We start from the raw sequence: 12984 nt of genomic DNA, 5'->3' as shown, positions 1-12984 counted from the left end.
GGGTGATGCTATCGCAGGCAAGCCAGCTCCCACAGTTTTGACCGTGTTCTACTTAGTCGACTTTCTCAAACTTCAAATCCCACACCCCATGCCCGAGTCGCTCGCCGCGACGCTCAAACTTGGTGATCGGCCGCTCGGCCGGGCGTGGCACGCATTTGCCGTCTTCGGCCAGGTTGCGGTAGCCAGGCGCTACATCCATCACTTCCAGCATGTATTCCGCATACGGTTCCCAGTCGGTGGCCATGTGCAGGATGCCGCCCACTTTCAGCTTGCTGCGCACCAGCTCCGCGAAGGAGGCCTGGACGATGCGGCGCTTGTGGTGGCGGGATTTGTGCCATGGGTCCGGGAAGAACAGCATCAGGCGGTCAAGGCTGTTGTCGGCGATGCAGCGGTTGAGCACTTCAATCGCGTCGCAGTCGTAGACCCGCAGGTTGGTCAGGCCTTGCGTCAGCACGCCATTGAGCAGCGCGCCGACACCCGGGCGGTGCACTTCAACGCCGATGAAATCCTGCTCCGGCGAGGCCGCAGCCATTTCCAGCAGGGAGTGGCCCATGCCGAAGCCGATTTCCAGGGAACGCGGGGCCGAACGGCCGAACACCTGGTCGTAATCCACCGGCGCATCCGCCAGGGGCAACACGAACAGCGGCGTACCTTGCTCCAGGCCCTTTTGCTGGCCTTCGGTCATGCGACCGGCGCGCATCACAAAACTCTTGATGCGGCGGTGCTTGGACTCGTCGCCCTCTTCCACGGTGTTCGGCGTTTCGTTTGATTCAGTCATCATGGCTCTTACTTGATCAGACCATCCAGCGGCGAAGAGGCGCTGGCGTAGAGTTTTTTCGGCATGCGCCCGGCGAGGTAGGCCAGGCGGCCTGCGACGATCGCATGTTGCATGGCTTCAGCCATCATGATCGGTTGCTGGGCGTGGGCGATGGCCGAGTTCATCAGCACCGCGTCGCAGCCCAGCTCCATGGCGATGGTTGCGTCGGAGGCAGTGCCCACGCCCGCATCCACCAGCACCGGGATCTTGGCTTCTTCGAGGATGATCTGCAGGTTGTACGGGTTGCAGATCCCCAGGCCGGAGCCGATCAGACCGGCCAGCGGCATCACGGCGATACAGCCGATTTCTGCCAGTTGGCGGGCGATGATCGGGTCGTCGCTGGTGTAGACCATCACGTCGAAGCCTTCCTTGACCAGCGTCTCGGCGGCCTTGAGGGTTTCGATCACGTTGGGGAACAGGGTTTTCTGGTCGGCCAGCACTTCCAGCTTCACCAGGTTGTGGCCGTCGAGCAGCTCACGGGCCAGGCGGCAGGTGCGCACGGCTTCGATGGCGTCGTAGCAGCCGGCGGTGTTCGGCAGGAAGGTGTAGCGATCCGGCGACAGCACTTCAAGCAGGTTCGGCTCGCCTTCGATCTGGCCCAGGTTGGTGCGGCGCACGGCGAAGGTGACGATCTCGGCGCCCGAGGCTTCGATGGCCAGGCGGGTTTCTTCCATGTCGCGGTACTTGCCGGTGCCGACCAGCAGACGGGACTGGTAGGTACGACCGGCCAGGACGAAGGGCTTGTCGCTACGAACGATGCTCATGGGAAATCCTCGGAATGGGGTGAGGTTCTGCAGAATTCAGGAAGTTGCGCGACTAGCCGCCGCCGATGGCGTGGACCACTTCGATCTGGTCACCTTCGCTGAGCGCGGTCTCGGCGTGCAGGCTGCGCGGGACGATATCCAGGTTGAGCTCCACTGCGACGCGACGCCCGGTCAGGTCCAGGCGGGTCAGCAGGGCCGCAACGGTTTCACCGTCGGGCAGTTCAAAGGGTTCGCCGTTCAACTGAATGCGCATGCCGCGGGCCGCCATCGTTTTTAGGGGCCAGCATTCTAGCCCGATCAACGTGGCTGACCCAAGTCCCTTGGTCAGGCGGCTTGCAAGCGGAACGCCGCCAGGCCCAGCAGGAACCAGCCGAGCAGGAACGCCAGGCCACCAAACGGGGTGATGATGCCGAGCTTGCTGATGCCGGTCATGGTCAGCACATACAGGCTGCCGGAGAACAGCAGGATACCGACCACAAACGAGACGCCCGCCCAGGTGACCAGGCGGCCCGGCAAGTGCGCCGCCAGCAGGGCCACACCGAACAGGGCCAGGGTGTGCACCAGTTGGTAGGTGACGCCGGTGTGGAAGATCGCCAGGTACTCGGCGCTCAGGCGGTTTTTCAGGCCATGGGCGGCGAAGGCGCCCAGGGCGACACCGGTGAAGCCGAAAAAGGCAGCCAACATCAGAAAGCCACGCAGCATGAGGAACTCCAGTCACAAGGGGCAGGGTCTGTATAATGGCCCGCTCAACGGGTTCGGCCAAGCCATCTCTATGCTGCGTCTCCTCTTCAGTCGTTTTCTCAAAGTCGTGAAATGGTTTGCCATCGGCAGTGTCCTGCTGGTGCTGCTGTTGCGTGTCGTGCCGCCGCCGTTCACGGCGCTGATGGTGGAGCGCAAGATTGAATCCTGGTTCGACGGCGAACCGATTGACCTGCAACGCACTTGGGTGCCGTGGGATGAGATCTCCGACGAGCTGAAAGTGGCGGTGATGGCCGGTGAAGACCAGCGCTTCCCGCAGCACTGGGGCTTTGATTTCGGTGCGATCCAGGCGGCAATCCTGCACAACGAGCGCGGCGGCTCGATTCGCGGCGCCAGCACCCTGAGCCAGCAGGTGTCGAAAAACCTGTTCCTGTGGGCCGGCCGCAGTTATCTGCGCAAAGGCCTGGAGGCCTGGTTTACCGGGCTGACCGAAATCCTGTGGCCCAAGCAGCGGATTCTTGAGGTGTACCTCAACAGCGTGGAATGGGATGAAGGCGTGTTTGGCGCAGAAGCGGCGGCGCGGCACCACTTTGGCGTGAGTGCCAAGGTGCTGTCCCGCCAACAGGCCAGCTATCTGGCGGCGGTATTGCCCAACCCAAGGGTGTGGAGTGCCAGCCATCCGACGGCGTATGTGGCACGGCGCGCGGCGTGGATTCGTCAGCAGATGAGTCAGCTGGGGGGTGATGGCTATCTGCTCGAACTCAACAACACCCGCAAAGCCCCCTGGTCCGACTGACACACTGCAAAACCAACTGTGGGAGCTGGCTTGCCTGCGATAGCGGTCTATCAGCCAGCACATCTGTATCTGACAGACCGCTATCGCAGGCAAGCCAGCTCCCACAAGGCCCGCGCCGATCTGGAAGATAAACAAAAATGCCCCGATCTTTCGATCGGGGCATTTTTTTGTCTTTTCGCAGCGTTTTAGGCAGCGATCGACAGTTTCAGCTTATTCATCGCGCTCTTCTCAAGCTGACGAATCCGCTCGGCCGACACGTTGTACTTCTGCGCCAGGTCGTGCAGCGTGGCTTTGTCTTCTGCCAGCCAGCGCTGGTAGAGGATGTCGCGGCTGCGGTCGTCCAGCACTTCCAGCGCTTCGTGCAGGTTGTGGTTGGAGTTGTCGCTCCAGTCCGCATCCTCCAGTTGACGCGCCGGGTCGTAGCGGTGGTCTTCCAGGTAGTTGGCCGGCGATTGGAAGGCGCTGTCGTCATCCGCTTCGGCGGCTGGGTCGAAGGCCATGTCATGGCCGGTCAGGCGGCTTTCCATCTCGCGCACTTCACGGGGCTCCACGCCAAGGCTTTCGGCCACGCGGTGGACTTCCTCGTTGTTCAGCCACGCCAGGCGTTTTTTCTGGCTGCGCAGGTTGAAGAACAGTTTGCGCTGGGCCTTGGTGGTCGCGACTTTCACGATGCGCCAGTTGCGCAGGATGAACTCGTGGATTTCCGCCTTGATCCAGTGCACGGCAAACGATACCAAACGCACGCCCATTTCAGGGTTGAAGCGTTTCACCGCCTTCATCAGGCCAACGTTGCCTTCCTGGATCAGGTCAGCCTGCGCCAGGCCGTAGCCGCTATAGCTACGGGCGATATGTACGACAAAACGCAGGTGGGCGAGCACCATCTGCCGAGCCGCCCCCAAATCCTGCTCATAGTAGAGACTCTCGGCCAGTTCACGCTCCTGCTCGGGCGTCAGCAATGGAATGCTGTTGACCGTGTGCACATACGCCTCCAGGTTTGCACCTGGGACCAGAGCATAAGCAGGTTGCAAAGAAGTGGTCATACGAAACCTCCGACTTACATAACTCGTGCAGTTCAGCACTGCGAAAATTGACCGGGAACCGTAGGACAAGTTCCCTAAACCGCTGATACGGTCAATACAAACGAAACCACATTAATCTGACATTAACTACTTCGGTGCCAGCTCGCGTAAATGACGAGCGACCGCAATCCAAGCACCGATATACCCCAACAGCACCGCGCCAAGCAAGAGACTCAGACCATCGGCTACCGGCACGCCCGCCAGGGCGAAATCACTGCCGTACAAGCCAGCCAGGCCGATAACCGCGTCGTTCAGCCAGTCCAAGCCAAATGCCAGCACGCCCCAGGACAAAATCCCAGCGCCGAAGCCATAAAGCGCGCCCATGTACAGAAAAGGCCGACGCACATAGCTGTCCGTGCCGCCGACCAGTTTAATCACTTCTATCTCGGTGCGACGGTTTTCAATATGAAGACGAATGGTATTACCTATCACCAAAAGTAATGCAGACACCAAGAGCACCGTCAGGCCGAACACAAAGCGGTCGCCCAGCTTGAGGATCGCCGCCAGGCGCTCCACCCAGACTAGATCAAGTTGCGCCTGTTGCACCTTGGGCATCTCTGCGAGTTTTTGTCGCAGGGCTTCCAATGCCGGCTTGTCGACTTCATTCGGCGTCACCAGCACCACGCCCGGCAGCGGGTTCTGCGGCAGCTCCTTGAGTGCCTCGCCCAGGCCGGATTGTTGCTGGAACTCCTCAAGGGCCTGGTCGCGGCTGATGTACTCGGCATCCGCTACGCCCGGCAGGTTCTTGATGTCGTCACGCAGGCCTTCGCCTTCCTTGGTGCTGGCGTCGATGTTGAGGTACAGCGAAATCTGCGCCGCACGCTGCCAGGAACCACCGAGGCGCTCCACATTATTGAGCAGCAGCGACAAGCCCATCGGCAGGCTCAGGGCCACGGCCATCACCAGGCAGGTGAAAAAGCTGCCGATCGGCTGCTTGCCCAGGCGACGCAGGCTGTCCAGCAGGCTGGCGCGGTGGCTTTCGATCCAGGCGCGCAGCAACGTGGCGAAATCCGGGCCGTCGTCTTCGTCGTGTTTTTTCTTTTTCTGCGGTTGCGGGTCGGCCGGTTTCGGCGCCACGCGCTCGGAGACTTTAGGGCTGCGGGTAGCACTCATACGCCAGCCTCCCCGTCACCGATCAGGCGGCCGCGTTGCAGGGTCAGCATGCGGTGGCGCATGCGGGCAATCAGTGCCAGGTCGTGACTGGCGATCAACACGCTGGTGCCCAGACGGTTGATGTCTTCGAACACGCCCATGATTTCTGCCGCCAAACGCGGGTCGAGGTTACCGGTGGGTTCGTCCGCCAGCAGCAAGGCCGGGCGGTGGACGATGGCGCGGGCAATGCCGACGCGCTGTTGCTGGCCGGTGGACAGGTCGCCGGGGTAGAGGTCGGTCTTGTCCGACAGCGCCACGCGCTCCAGGGCCGAATCCACGCGCTTGACGATCTCGGCCTTGGACAGCCCGAGGATCTGCAACGGCAGGGCAATGTTGTTGAACACCGTGCGATCGAACAGCAGCTGGTGGTTCTGGAACACCACGCCGATCTGGCGGCGCAGGTACGGAATCTGCGCATTGCTGATGGTGGCCAGGTCCTGGCCGGCCAGCAGCAGTTTGCCAGTGGTCGGGCGTTCCATGGCCAGCAGCAGGCGCAACAAGGTGCTTTTACCGGCGCCGGAATGGCCGGTAACAAATAAGAATTCGCCGCGACGCACTCGAAAGCTCAGCTCATGCAAGCCCACATGCCCGTTGGCATAGCGTTTACCGACCTGTTCGAATCGAATCATGGACGCTCCCGCTCGGCGAAAAGTGCCTGGACAAAGGGTTCGGCTTCAAAGGTACGCAAGTCGTCGATACCTTCACCGACGCCGATATAACGAATCGGCAGGCCGAACTGCTTGGCCAGGGCGAAGATCACGCCGCCCTTGGCCGTGCCGTCGAGCTTAGTCAATGCCAGGCCGGTCAGTTGCACCGTCTGGTTGAATTGTTTGGCCTGGCTGATGGCGTTCTGCCCGGTGCCGGCGTCGAGCACCAGCAACACTTCGTGCGGAGCGTCTGCGTCGAGCTTGCCGATCACGCGGCGGACTTTCTTCAGTTCTTCCATCAGGTTGTCTTTGGTGTGCAGGCGACCGGCGGTATCGGCGATCAGCACATCAATGTTGCGCGCCTTGGCGGCTTGCACGGCATCGAAGATCACCGAAGCGGAATCGGCGCCAGTGTGCTGGGCGATCACCGGGATCTTGTTGCGCTCGCCCCACACTTGCAGCTGTTCCACCGCTGCGGCGCGGAAGGTGTCGCCCGCCGCCAGCATGACTTTCTTGCCTTCCAGTTGCAGCTTCTTGGCCAGCTTGCCGATGGTGGTGGTCTTGCCGGCGCCGTTGACGCCAACGACCAGGATCACGAACGGCTTGTTCGGGGTGATCACCAGCGGTGCTTCCACCGGCTTGAGCATGGCGGCCAGCTCGGCTTGCAGGGATTTGTACAGGGCGTCGGCGTCGGTCAGCTGCTTGCGCGCGACCTTTTGCGTCAGGCTCTGGATGATCACGGCAGTGGCTTCGACGCCCACGTCGGCAGTGAGCAGACGGGTTTCGATGTCTTCCAGCAGCTCGTCATCAATGACCTTTTTGCCGAGGAACAGGCTGGCCATGCCTTCGCCGATGCTGGCGCTGGTCTTGCTCAGGCCTTGCTTGAGGCGGGCGAAGAACCCGGTCTTGCTGGTTTCTACGGCAACGGGTTCTGGCTCGACCACAGCAGGAACGGCTGTTTCGACGACTGGCGCGGCTTCAACCACCACGGCCACCGGTTCAACCACGGCAGGGATCGGTGGTGCGATGTGTTCAGCTTGTACATCTTCAACCAGCGCCACGGGCTCTTCGGCCACTGGCAGCTCGGGCCATGGCTTGTGCTCTGGCTCTGGCTCTGGCTCCGGCACAGCCTCGACCACCGGCTGCAACACTGGCTCGGCCATCGGCAACACCACGGGGGCCGGGGTTTCGGCAACCGGTTCGGCTTCTACTATTGGCTCTGGGATCGGCTCAGGCTGAACCTGTGGCTGTTCGTCGACGGTTTCCTGCGGCTTTTTGCGCAGCCATCCGAACAGGCCTTTCTTCTCGCCAGCCGCAGCTGGGGTCTTCTTGTCGTCGTTGGAACCAAACATGGAGACGGCTATCTCAAGGTAGCGACGCGCCAGTAGGCGCGTCGGTAAATAAAATTCGATGCGTAACAGACTGTTTTTTAGCCAGCTCGTTCATGCGCAACATCTTGTAAGGCCTAAATCGGGCCTTAACAGGACTGCCGCAGTGGCCGTCCGTAAATCCGACCAGTATCCTAGCACCTCCTCGCCCGCCGACGCTAAGACCAAGCGGGCAGCCCAACAGGTTTAAAAACGAATGAATGCTCTAGCCCGCCGCGCCGCAGGCCTGCTGTTCAGCACAGTTTGTCTGCCTCTTTCAGCCTTGGCTGCCGATCCACAACCCACCCATGAATTCACCCTGGATAACGGCCTCAAGGTCGTCGTACGCGAAGACCATCGCGCGCCAGTGGTGGTTTCGCAGGTCTGGTACAAGGTCGGTTCAAGCTACGAAACCCCGGGCCAGACCGGTTTGTCCCACGCCCTGGAGCACATGATGTTCAAGGGCAGCGCCAAGGTCGGCCCCGGCGAAGCCTCGTTGATCCTGCGCGACCTCGGCGCCGAAGAGAACGCCTTTACCAGCGACGACTACACCGCTTATTACCAAGTGCTGGCCCGTGATCGCCTGGGCGTCGCCTTCGAACTCGAAGCCGACCGCATGGCCAGCCTGCGCTTGCCGGCTGACGAGTTCAGCCGCGAGATCGAGGTCATCAAAGAAGAACGCCGCCTGCGCACCGACGACAACCCGATGTCCAAGGCCTTCGAGCGCTTCAAGGCCATGGCCTTCCCCGCCAGCGGCTACCACACGCCGACCATCGGCTGGATGGCTGACCTGGAGCGCATGAAGGTCGAAGAGCTGCGCCACTGGTACCAAGCCTGGTACGTGCCGAACAACGCCACCCTGGTGGTGGTCGGCGACGTCACCCCGGACGAGGTGAAGACCCTGGCCCAGCGCTACTTCGGCCCGATCCCCAAGCGTGACGTGCCGCCGGCCAAGGTGCCGATGGAGCTGGCCGAGCCCGGCGAACGCCTGCTGACCATGAAAGTGCAGACCCAACTGCCCAGCGTGATCCTCGGTTTCAACGTGCCCGGCCTGGTCACCGCCGAAGACAAACGTTCGGTGCAGGCCCTGCGCCTGATCTCCGCCCTGCTGGATGGCGGCTACAGCGCACGTATCTCCGAGCAGTTGGAGCGCGGTGAAGAGCTGGTTTCTGCCGCCTCTACCAACTACGACGCCTACACCCGTGGCGACACCTTGTTCACCCTCTCGGCCACGCCGAACCAGCAGAAGAAAAAGACCATCGCCCAAGCCGAAGCCGGCCTGTGGCGCCTGCTGGATGAACTCAAGGCCAAGCCACCCACCGCCGCCGAGCTGGAACGTATCCGCGCCCAGGTCATCGCCGGCCTGGTCTACCAGCGTGATTCCATCACCAGCCAGGCCACGGCCATCGGCTCGCTGGAAACCGTCGGCCTGTCCTGGAAGCTGATGGACACGGAGCTTGCCGACCTGCAAAGCGTGACCCCGGAAGATATCCAGAAAGCCGCGCGCACCTACTTCACCCGCGAACGCCTCAGCGTCGCCCATGTCCTGCCTGAGGAGACCGCTCATGAGTGATCGCAAAAGCAGCCGCCTGATCTTCCCCGGCCTGATCGCCGTCACCCTGCTCGCCGCCGGCGCCGTGTATTTCCTGCGCCCGAGCGAATCCATCGCCAGCCCGGCGCTGGAAAAGGCCCAATCGGCCAGCACCCTGCAATCCTTGGCGGAACTGGATGGCAAGGCGCCAACCAACCGCAAGCTCGACGTGCAAACCTGGACCACCGCCGAAGGCGCCAAGGTGCTGTTCGTCGAAGCCCATGAACTGCCGATGTTCGACCTGCGCATCCTGTTCGCCGCCGGCAGCAGCCAGGACGGCGCCGTGCCGGGCCTGGCGCTGATGACCAACGCCATGCTCAACGAAGGCGTGCCGGGCAAGGATGTGAGCCAGATCGCCCGCGACTTCGAAGGCCTGGGCGCCGACTTTGGCAATGGCGCCTACCGCGACATGGCGCTGGTGTCCCTGCGCAGCCTGAGCGCCGGCGACAAGCGCGACGCGGCCCTGTCGCTGTTTGACGACGTGATCGGCAAGCCGACCTTCCCGGCCGACTCCCTGGCACGTATCAAGAACCAGATCCTCGCCGGCTTCGAATACCAGAAGCAGAACCCGGCCAAGCTGGCCAGCCTGGAGCTGTTCAAGCGCCTGTACGGTGACCACCCTTACGCGCACCCAAGCGAAGGCACACCGGAAAGCGTGCCGAAGATCAGCCTCGCGCAGTTGCAGGGCTTCCACGCCAAGGCCTATGCCGCTGGCAATGCGGTGATTGCGGTGGTCGGCGACCTGACCCGCGCCGAAGCCGAAGCCATGACGGCCAAGGTGTCGGCATCGCTGCCCAAAGGCCCGGCAATGGCAAAAATCGCCCAGCCCACCGAGCCTAAAGCCGGCCTGAGCCATATCGAGTTTCCGTCCAAGCAGACGCACTTGCTGTTCGCCCAACTCGGCATCGACCGCGCCGACCCGGACTACGCGGCCTTGTCCCTGGGCAACCAGATCCTCGGCGGCGGTGGCTTCGGCACGCGCTTGATGAGTGAAGTGCGCGAGAAGCGCGGCCTGACCTACGGCGTCTACTCCGGTTTCTCACCGATGCAGGTGCGCGGCCCGTTCATGATCAACCTGCAGACCCGCGCCGAAATGAGCGGCGGCACCCTGCGCCTGGTTGAGGATGTAGTGGCGGACTACTTGAAGACCGGCCCAACCCAAAAGGAACTGGATGATGCCAAGCGCGAGCTGGCCGGCAGCTTCCCGCTGTCTACCGCGAGCAACGCCGATATCGTCGGGCAGCTGGGCGCGATGGGTTTCTACAACCTGCCGCTGAGCTATCTGGAAGATTTCATGAAACAATCCCAGGCCCTGACCGTAGAGCAGGTCAAGGCTGCAATGAACAAACACTTGAGCGCCGACAAGATGGTCATCGTGACCGCCGGCCCGACCACTGCGCAAAAGCCACTACCGCCCCCTACTGATAAACCCGCCGAGCAGCCGCTCGGGGTCCCGGAGCATTAATGGCCAGTTCATCTCGCCCGAAAAAACCCGTCCACAACGTGCATAACGGTGTGGGCCAACTGCGCATCATTGGCGGTGAATGGGGCAGCCGCAAGCTGAGCTTCCCCGACGTCGTGGGCCTGCGCCCCACGCCCGACCGCGTGCGTGAAACCCTGTTCAACTGGCTCGCGCCGTACATCGGCGGCGCCAAGGTGCTGGACCCGTTCGCGGGCAGCGGCGCGCTGTTCCTGGAGGCGCTGTCCCGTGGCGCGGCCCAGGCCCAGGCGCTGGATGCAAGCAACGTCGCGGTGTCCAGCCTCAAGGAACACTTGGGCACCCTGCGCTGCACCAACGGCCAGGTGCAAACCGCCGATGCCCTGCGCTACCTGGAAACCCAGCCGGCCAGCGAGTACGACGTGGTGTTCCTCGACCCGCCGTTCAACCAGAACCTGCTGCCGACCGTGTGTGCGCTGCTGGAAGAACGCCAATGGCTGGCGCCGGATGCGTGGATCTACACTGAAAGCGAGACCGCGCCTTCCACCCTCGGCCTGCCGGGTGCCTGGCGCCTGCACCGGGAACAGAAGTCCGGTCGGGTGTATTACGCGTTGTGGCACCGTTTGGTCGAGTGACCGTAGAGAGCTTCATGAAGCCTTGTGCTGAAACATTCAAACCCGCCTTCGGCCTCGGCAACCCCCACCTGCAAACGCTGTGGGGGCCGCTGTGGCGCCCCACCACCCACATCGAACGCCAACGCGAACGCCTGTGGCTGGACGACGGTGACTTCCTCGACCTCGACTGGCATGGCCCCCACGACGCGCAAGCGCCGTTGGTGCTGGTGTTGCACGGGCTGACCGGTTCATCCAACTCGCCCTACGTGGCCGGCCTGCAAAAAGCCCTCGCCGGCCAAGGTTGGGCCAGCGCAGCGCTGAACTGGCGTGGCTGTTCGGGGGAGCCGAATCTGTTGGCGCGCAGCTATCACTCCGGCGCCAGCGAAGACCTGGCAGCGGCGATTGCCCATCTGCGCGCCAAACGACCGTTGGCGCCGCTGTATGCGGTGGGTTATTCGCTGGGGGGCAATGTGCTGCTCAAGCACCTGGGTGAAACCGGCGGGGCATCGGGCTTGCAGGGTGCGGCGGCGGTGTCGGTGCCGTTTCGCCTGGATCAATGCGCGGATCGTATCGGCCTGGGCTTTTCGCGGGTCTATCAGAAGCACTTCATGCGTGAAATGCTCGCGTACATCCGCGTCAAGCAGCGCCGGTTCTTGCAGGACGGCCGCGCGGACGGGCTGAAAACCCTGGAGGCCTTGGGTTCACTGGAGAAGATGCGCACATTCTGGGATTTCGATGGGCGGGTGACCGCGCCGTTGCATGGGTTCCTCAGTGCCGAGGATTACTATCGCCGCGCGTCGAGTCGCTATTACCTGGGTGAGATTCGAACGCCGACGCTGATCATTCATGCGGCGGATGATCCGTTTGTGTTTGCCCATAGCTTGCCGGAGGCCGGTGAGTTGTCGGATTGCACGGAGTTTGAATTGACGGCCAAAGGCGGGCATGTCGGATTTGTCGACGGCTCGCTCAAGCGTCCAAGCTACTACCTCGAACGCCGCATCCCCCAATGGCTACTGGCACAACACGGTTAAAAATGTGGGAGCTGGCTTGCCTGCGATAGCGGTGTGTCAGTCACAAAGCTATCGCAGGCAAGCCAGCTCCCACATTTCGACCGTGTTTGCAGGTCGAAAAACTCAGTCACCAGTGGCAATCGCCCGCTGGGGATCAGTAATCCACTCACTCCAAGACCCCGCATACAACTTACCCAACGGGTACCCCGCCAGGCTCAAGGCGAACAGGTTATGACACGCCGTCACCCCCGAACCGCAATACGCCACCAACTCATCCGGTGAACGGCCGTTCAACTGATCCGCAAAACGCTGCTTAAGCTGCTCAACCGGCAAGAAGCGCCCATCACTGCCCAGGTTTTCACTGAACGCCGCACACTGCGCCCCCGGAATATGCCCGGCGACCGGGTCGATCGGCTCCACCTCACCGCGAAAACGCGGCTGGGCGCGGGCATCGAGCAAAGTCAGGCCCGGCTGGCCCAGGCGCTTTTGCAGGTGCTCAGCGTCCAGCAACAAGTGGTTATCCGGCGTGCCGGCGAAAGTCCCTGGCTCGATCACTGGCGCATCTAGGCTCAACGGCAAACCCGCCGAGTGCCAGGCCTTGAGGCCGCCATCGAGGATAAACACACCGTCACGCTTGCCCAACCACGCCAGCAACCACCACGCCCGGGCGGCAAACGCGCCGGGGCCGTCGTCATACAGCGCCACGTCGGTGTCGGCATGAATGCCCCACGCCCGCAGTTGCTGCGCCAGCGTCTCCGCGACTGGCAACGGGTGACGACCGGTCACACCCTTGGTCACCGGGCCACTGAGATGGCGCTCCAGGTCGGCGTATTGCGCACCCTCGATATGCCCTTCGGCATAGCTGCAACGCCCGTAATCCGGGTCTTCAAGGGCAAATCGGCAATCGAGGATCACCAGCCCGGGCGACTGCTGGCGCTCGGCCAGTTGCTGGGGTCGGATCAGTTGGGCAAGCGGCATGACGGACTCCTGTGGACAAATTCGGGAAAGGT

14 protein-coding genes are annotated in these 12984 nt (G+C 62.4%); 5 read left to right on the top strand and 9 right to left on the bottom strand.

Annotated features, from left to right (window positions below; genetic code table 11):
* Positions 1 to 52 precede the first annotated feature (52 nt).
* The 4 genes from trmB to J1G37_RS05520 form a co-directional block, all read right to left on the bottom strand.
* Complete coding sequence (gene trmB, locus J1G37_RS05535) at positions 53 to 778, bottom strand: tRNA (guanosine(46)-N7)-methyltransferase TrmB (protein ID WP_017737956.1); 726 nt, start codon at positions 776 to 778, stop codon at positions 53 to 55.
* A gap of 8 nt (positions 779 to 786) precedes the next feature.
* Positions 787 to 1581 (bottom strand): thiazole synthase, encoded by a 795-nt coding sequence (locus J1G37_RS05530; protein ID WP_003234615.1) that lies wholly within the window; start codon positions 1579 to 1581, stop codon positions 787 to 789.
* A 52-nt stretch (positions 1582 to 1633) separates the two neighbouring features.
* Entirely contained in the window at positions 1634 to 1834 is a 201-nt protein-coding gene (gene thiS / locus J1G37_RS05525) for a sulfur carrier protein ThiS (RefSeq protein ID WP_026136943.1), read from the bottom strand.
* 71 nt (positions 1835 to 1905) lie between these two features.
* Positions 1906 to 2283 (bottom strand): DUF423 domain-containing protein, encoded by a 378-nt coding sequence (locus J1G37_RS05520; RefSeq protein WP_207040463.1) that lies wholly within the window; start codon positions 2281 to 2283, stop codon positions 1906 to 1908.
* Between the two features lie 70 nt (positions 2284 to 2353).
* Here J1G37_RS05520 and mtgA point away from each other — a divergent pair, with 70 nt between their 5' ends.
* Positions 2354 to 3076 carry a monofunctional biosynthetic peptidoglycan transglycosylase gene (mtgA, locus tag J1G37_RS05515; protein ID WP_207040462.1) on the top strand — a complete coding sequence of 241 codons (723 nt, stop codon included), beginning with the start codon at positions 2354 to 2356 and terminating at the stop codon, positions 3074 to 3076.
* A gap of 185 nt (positions 3077 to 3261) precedes the next feature.
* On the opposite strand, the gene rpoH is transcribed toward mtgA, so the two are convergent.
* The 4 genes from rpoH to ftsY form a co-directional block, all read right to left on the bottom strand.
* Complete coding sequence (gene rpoH / locus J1G37_RS05510) at positions 3262 to 4116, bottom strand: RNA polymerase sigma factor RpoH (RefSeq protein WP_016972967.1); 855 nt, start codon at positions 4114 to 4116, stop codon at positions 3262 to 3264.
* Positions 4117 to 4242: 126 nt separating this feature from the next.
* Complete coding sequence (gene ftsX, locus J1G37_RS05505) at positions 4243 to 5268, bottom strand: permease-like cell division protein FtsX (protein WP_207040461.1); 1026 nt, start codon at positions 5266 to 5268, stop codon at positions 4243 to 4245.
* Positions 5265 to 5936: a cell division ATP-binding protein FtsE gene (ftsE, locus tag J1G37_RS05500; RefSeq protein WP_017737950.1), complete on the bottom strand. Its 672-nt coding sequence runs from the start codon at positions 5934 to 5936 to the stop codon at positions 5265 to 5267. Before ftsE ends, ftsX begins: the two co-directional genes overlap by 4 nt.
* On the bottom strand, positions 5933 to 7306 hold the full coding sequence (gene ftsY, locus J1G37_RS05495; RefSeq protein WP_207040460.1) for a signal recognition particle-docking protein FtsY: 1374 nt from the start codon (positions 7304 to 7306) through the stop codon (positions 5933 to 5935). The genes ftsE and ftsY overlap by 4 nt, the downstream gene beginning before the upstream one ends.
* A gap of 232 nt (positions 7307 to 7538) precedes the next feature.
* Between ftsY and J1G37_RS05490 the strand changes: the two genes are divergently transcribed.
* The 4 genes from J1G37_RS05490 to J1G37_RS05475 are packed head-to-tail and all read left to right on the top strand — an operon-like array spanning position 7539 to position 11995.
* A complete protein-coding gene (locus J1G37_RS05490) occupies positions 7539 to 8894 on the top strand; it encodes a pitrilysin family protein (RefSeq protein WP_207040459.1) in 1356 nt (451 codons plus the stop codon).
* Positions 8887 to 10377: a pitrilysin family protein gene (locus J1G37_RS05485; RefSeq protein ID WP_207040458.1), complete on the top strand. Its 1491-nt coding sequence runs from the start codon at positions 8887 to 8889 to the stop codon at positions 10375 to 10377. The genes J1G37_RS05490 and J1G37_RS05485 overlap by 8 nt, the downstream gene beginning before the upstream one ends.
* Positions 10377 to 10985, top strand: a complete 609-nt coding sequence (gene rsmD, locus J1G37_RS05480) for a 16S rRNA (guanine(966)-N(2))-methyltransferase RsmD (RefSeq protein WP_207040457.1) — start codon at positions 10377 to 10379, stop codon at positions 10983 to 10985. Before J1G37_RS05485 ends, rsmD begins: the two co-directional genes overlap by 1 nt.
* 14 nt (positions 10986 to 10999) lie before the next feature.
* Positions 11000 to 11995 carry a hydrolase gene (locus J1G37_RS05475; protein ID WP_207040456.1) on the top strand — a complete coding sequence of 332 codons (996 nt, stop codon included), beginning with the start codon at positions 11000 to 11002 and terminating at the stop codon, positions 11993 to 11995.
* A 102-nt stretch (positions 11996 to 12097) separates the two neighbouring features.
* On the opposite strand, the gene J1G37_RS05470 is transcribed toward J1G37_RS05475, so the two are convergent.
* The gene (locus J1G37_RS05470; protein WP_207040455.1) at positions 12098 to 12952 is read right to left on the bottom strand and encodes a sulfurtransferase; all 855 of its coding nucleotides are present in this window, start codon (positions 12950 to 12952) and stop codon (positions 12098 to 12100) included.
* Positions 12953 to 12984 lie beyond the last annotated feature (32 nt).

Origin of the sequence: Pseudomonas sp. Marseille-Q1929 (genome assembly GCF_017316265.1) — a bacterium.
Classification (GTDB): domain Bacteria; phylum Pseudomonadota; class Gammaproteobacteria; order Pseudomonadales; family Pseudomonadaceae; genus Aquipseudomonas.
This window is presented reverse-complemented; position numbering and strand designations above follow the sequence as displayed.

What these genes read in the sequence shown, in the direction of transcription:
- ftsE (WP_017737950.1), bottom strand. Translation starts at nt 5,936, where the DNA reads ATGATTCGATTCGAACAGGTCGGTAAACGCTATGCCAACGGGCATGTG.
- ftsX (WP_207040461.1), bottom strand. Translation starts at nt 5,268, where the DNA reads ATGAGTGCTACCCGCAGCCCTAAAGTCTCCGAGCGCGTGGCGCCGAAA.
- J1G37_RS05530 (WP_003234615.1), bottom strand. Translation starts at nt 1,581, where the DNA reads ATGAGCATCGTTCGTAGCGACAAGCCCTTCGTCCTGGCCGGTCGTACC.
- mtgA (WP_207040462.1), top strand. Translation starts at nt 2,354, where the DNA reads ATGCTGCGTCTCCTCTTCAGTCGTTTTCTCAAAGTCGTGAAATGGTTT.
- ftsY (WP_207040460.1), bottom strand. Translation starts at nt 7,306, where the DNA reads ATGTTTGGTTCCAACGACGACAAGAAGACCCCAGCTGCGGCTGGCGAG.
- thiS (WP_026136943.1), bottom strand. Translation starts at nt 1,834, where the DNA reads ATGCGCATTCAGTTGAACGGCGAACCCTTTGAACTGCCCGACGGTGAA.
- J1G37_RS05485 (WP_207040458.1), top strand. Translation starts at nt 8,887, where the DNA reads ATGAGTGATCGCAAAAGCAGCCGCCTGATCTTCCCCGGCCTGATCGCC.
- rsmD (WP_207040457.1), top strand. Translation starts at nt 10,377, where the DNA reads ATGGCCAGTTCATCTCGCCCGAAAAAACCCGTCCACAACGTGCATAAC.
- J1G37_RS05520 (WP_207040463.1), bottom strand. Translation starts at nt 2,283, where the DNA reads ATGCTGCGTGGCTTTCTGATGTTGGCTGCCTTTTTCGGCTTCACCGGT.
- J1G37_RS05490 (WP_207040459.1), top strand. Translation starts at nt 7,539, where the DNA reads ATGAATGCTCTAGCCCGCCGCGCCGCAGGCCTGCTGTTCAGCACAGTT.
- rpoH (WP_016972967.1), bottom strand. Translation starts at nt 4,116, where the DNA reads ATGACCACTTCTTTGCAACCTGCTTATGCTCTGGTCCCAGGTGCAAAC.
- J1G37_RS05475 (WP_207040456.1), top strand. Translation starts at nt 11,000, where the DNA reads ATGAAGCCTTGTGCTGAAACATTCAAACCCGCCTTCGGCCTCGGCAAC.
- trmB (WP_017737956.1), bottom strand. Translation starts at nt 778, where the DNA reads ATGACTGAATCAAACGAAACGCCGAACACCGTGGAAGAGGGCGACGAG.
- J1G37_RS05470 (WP_207040455.1), bottom strand. Translation starts at nt 12,952, where the DNA reads ATGCCGCTTGCCCAACTGATCCGACCCCAGCAACTGGCCGAGCGCCAG.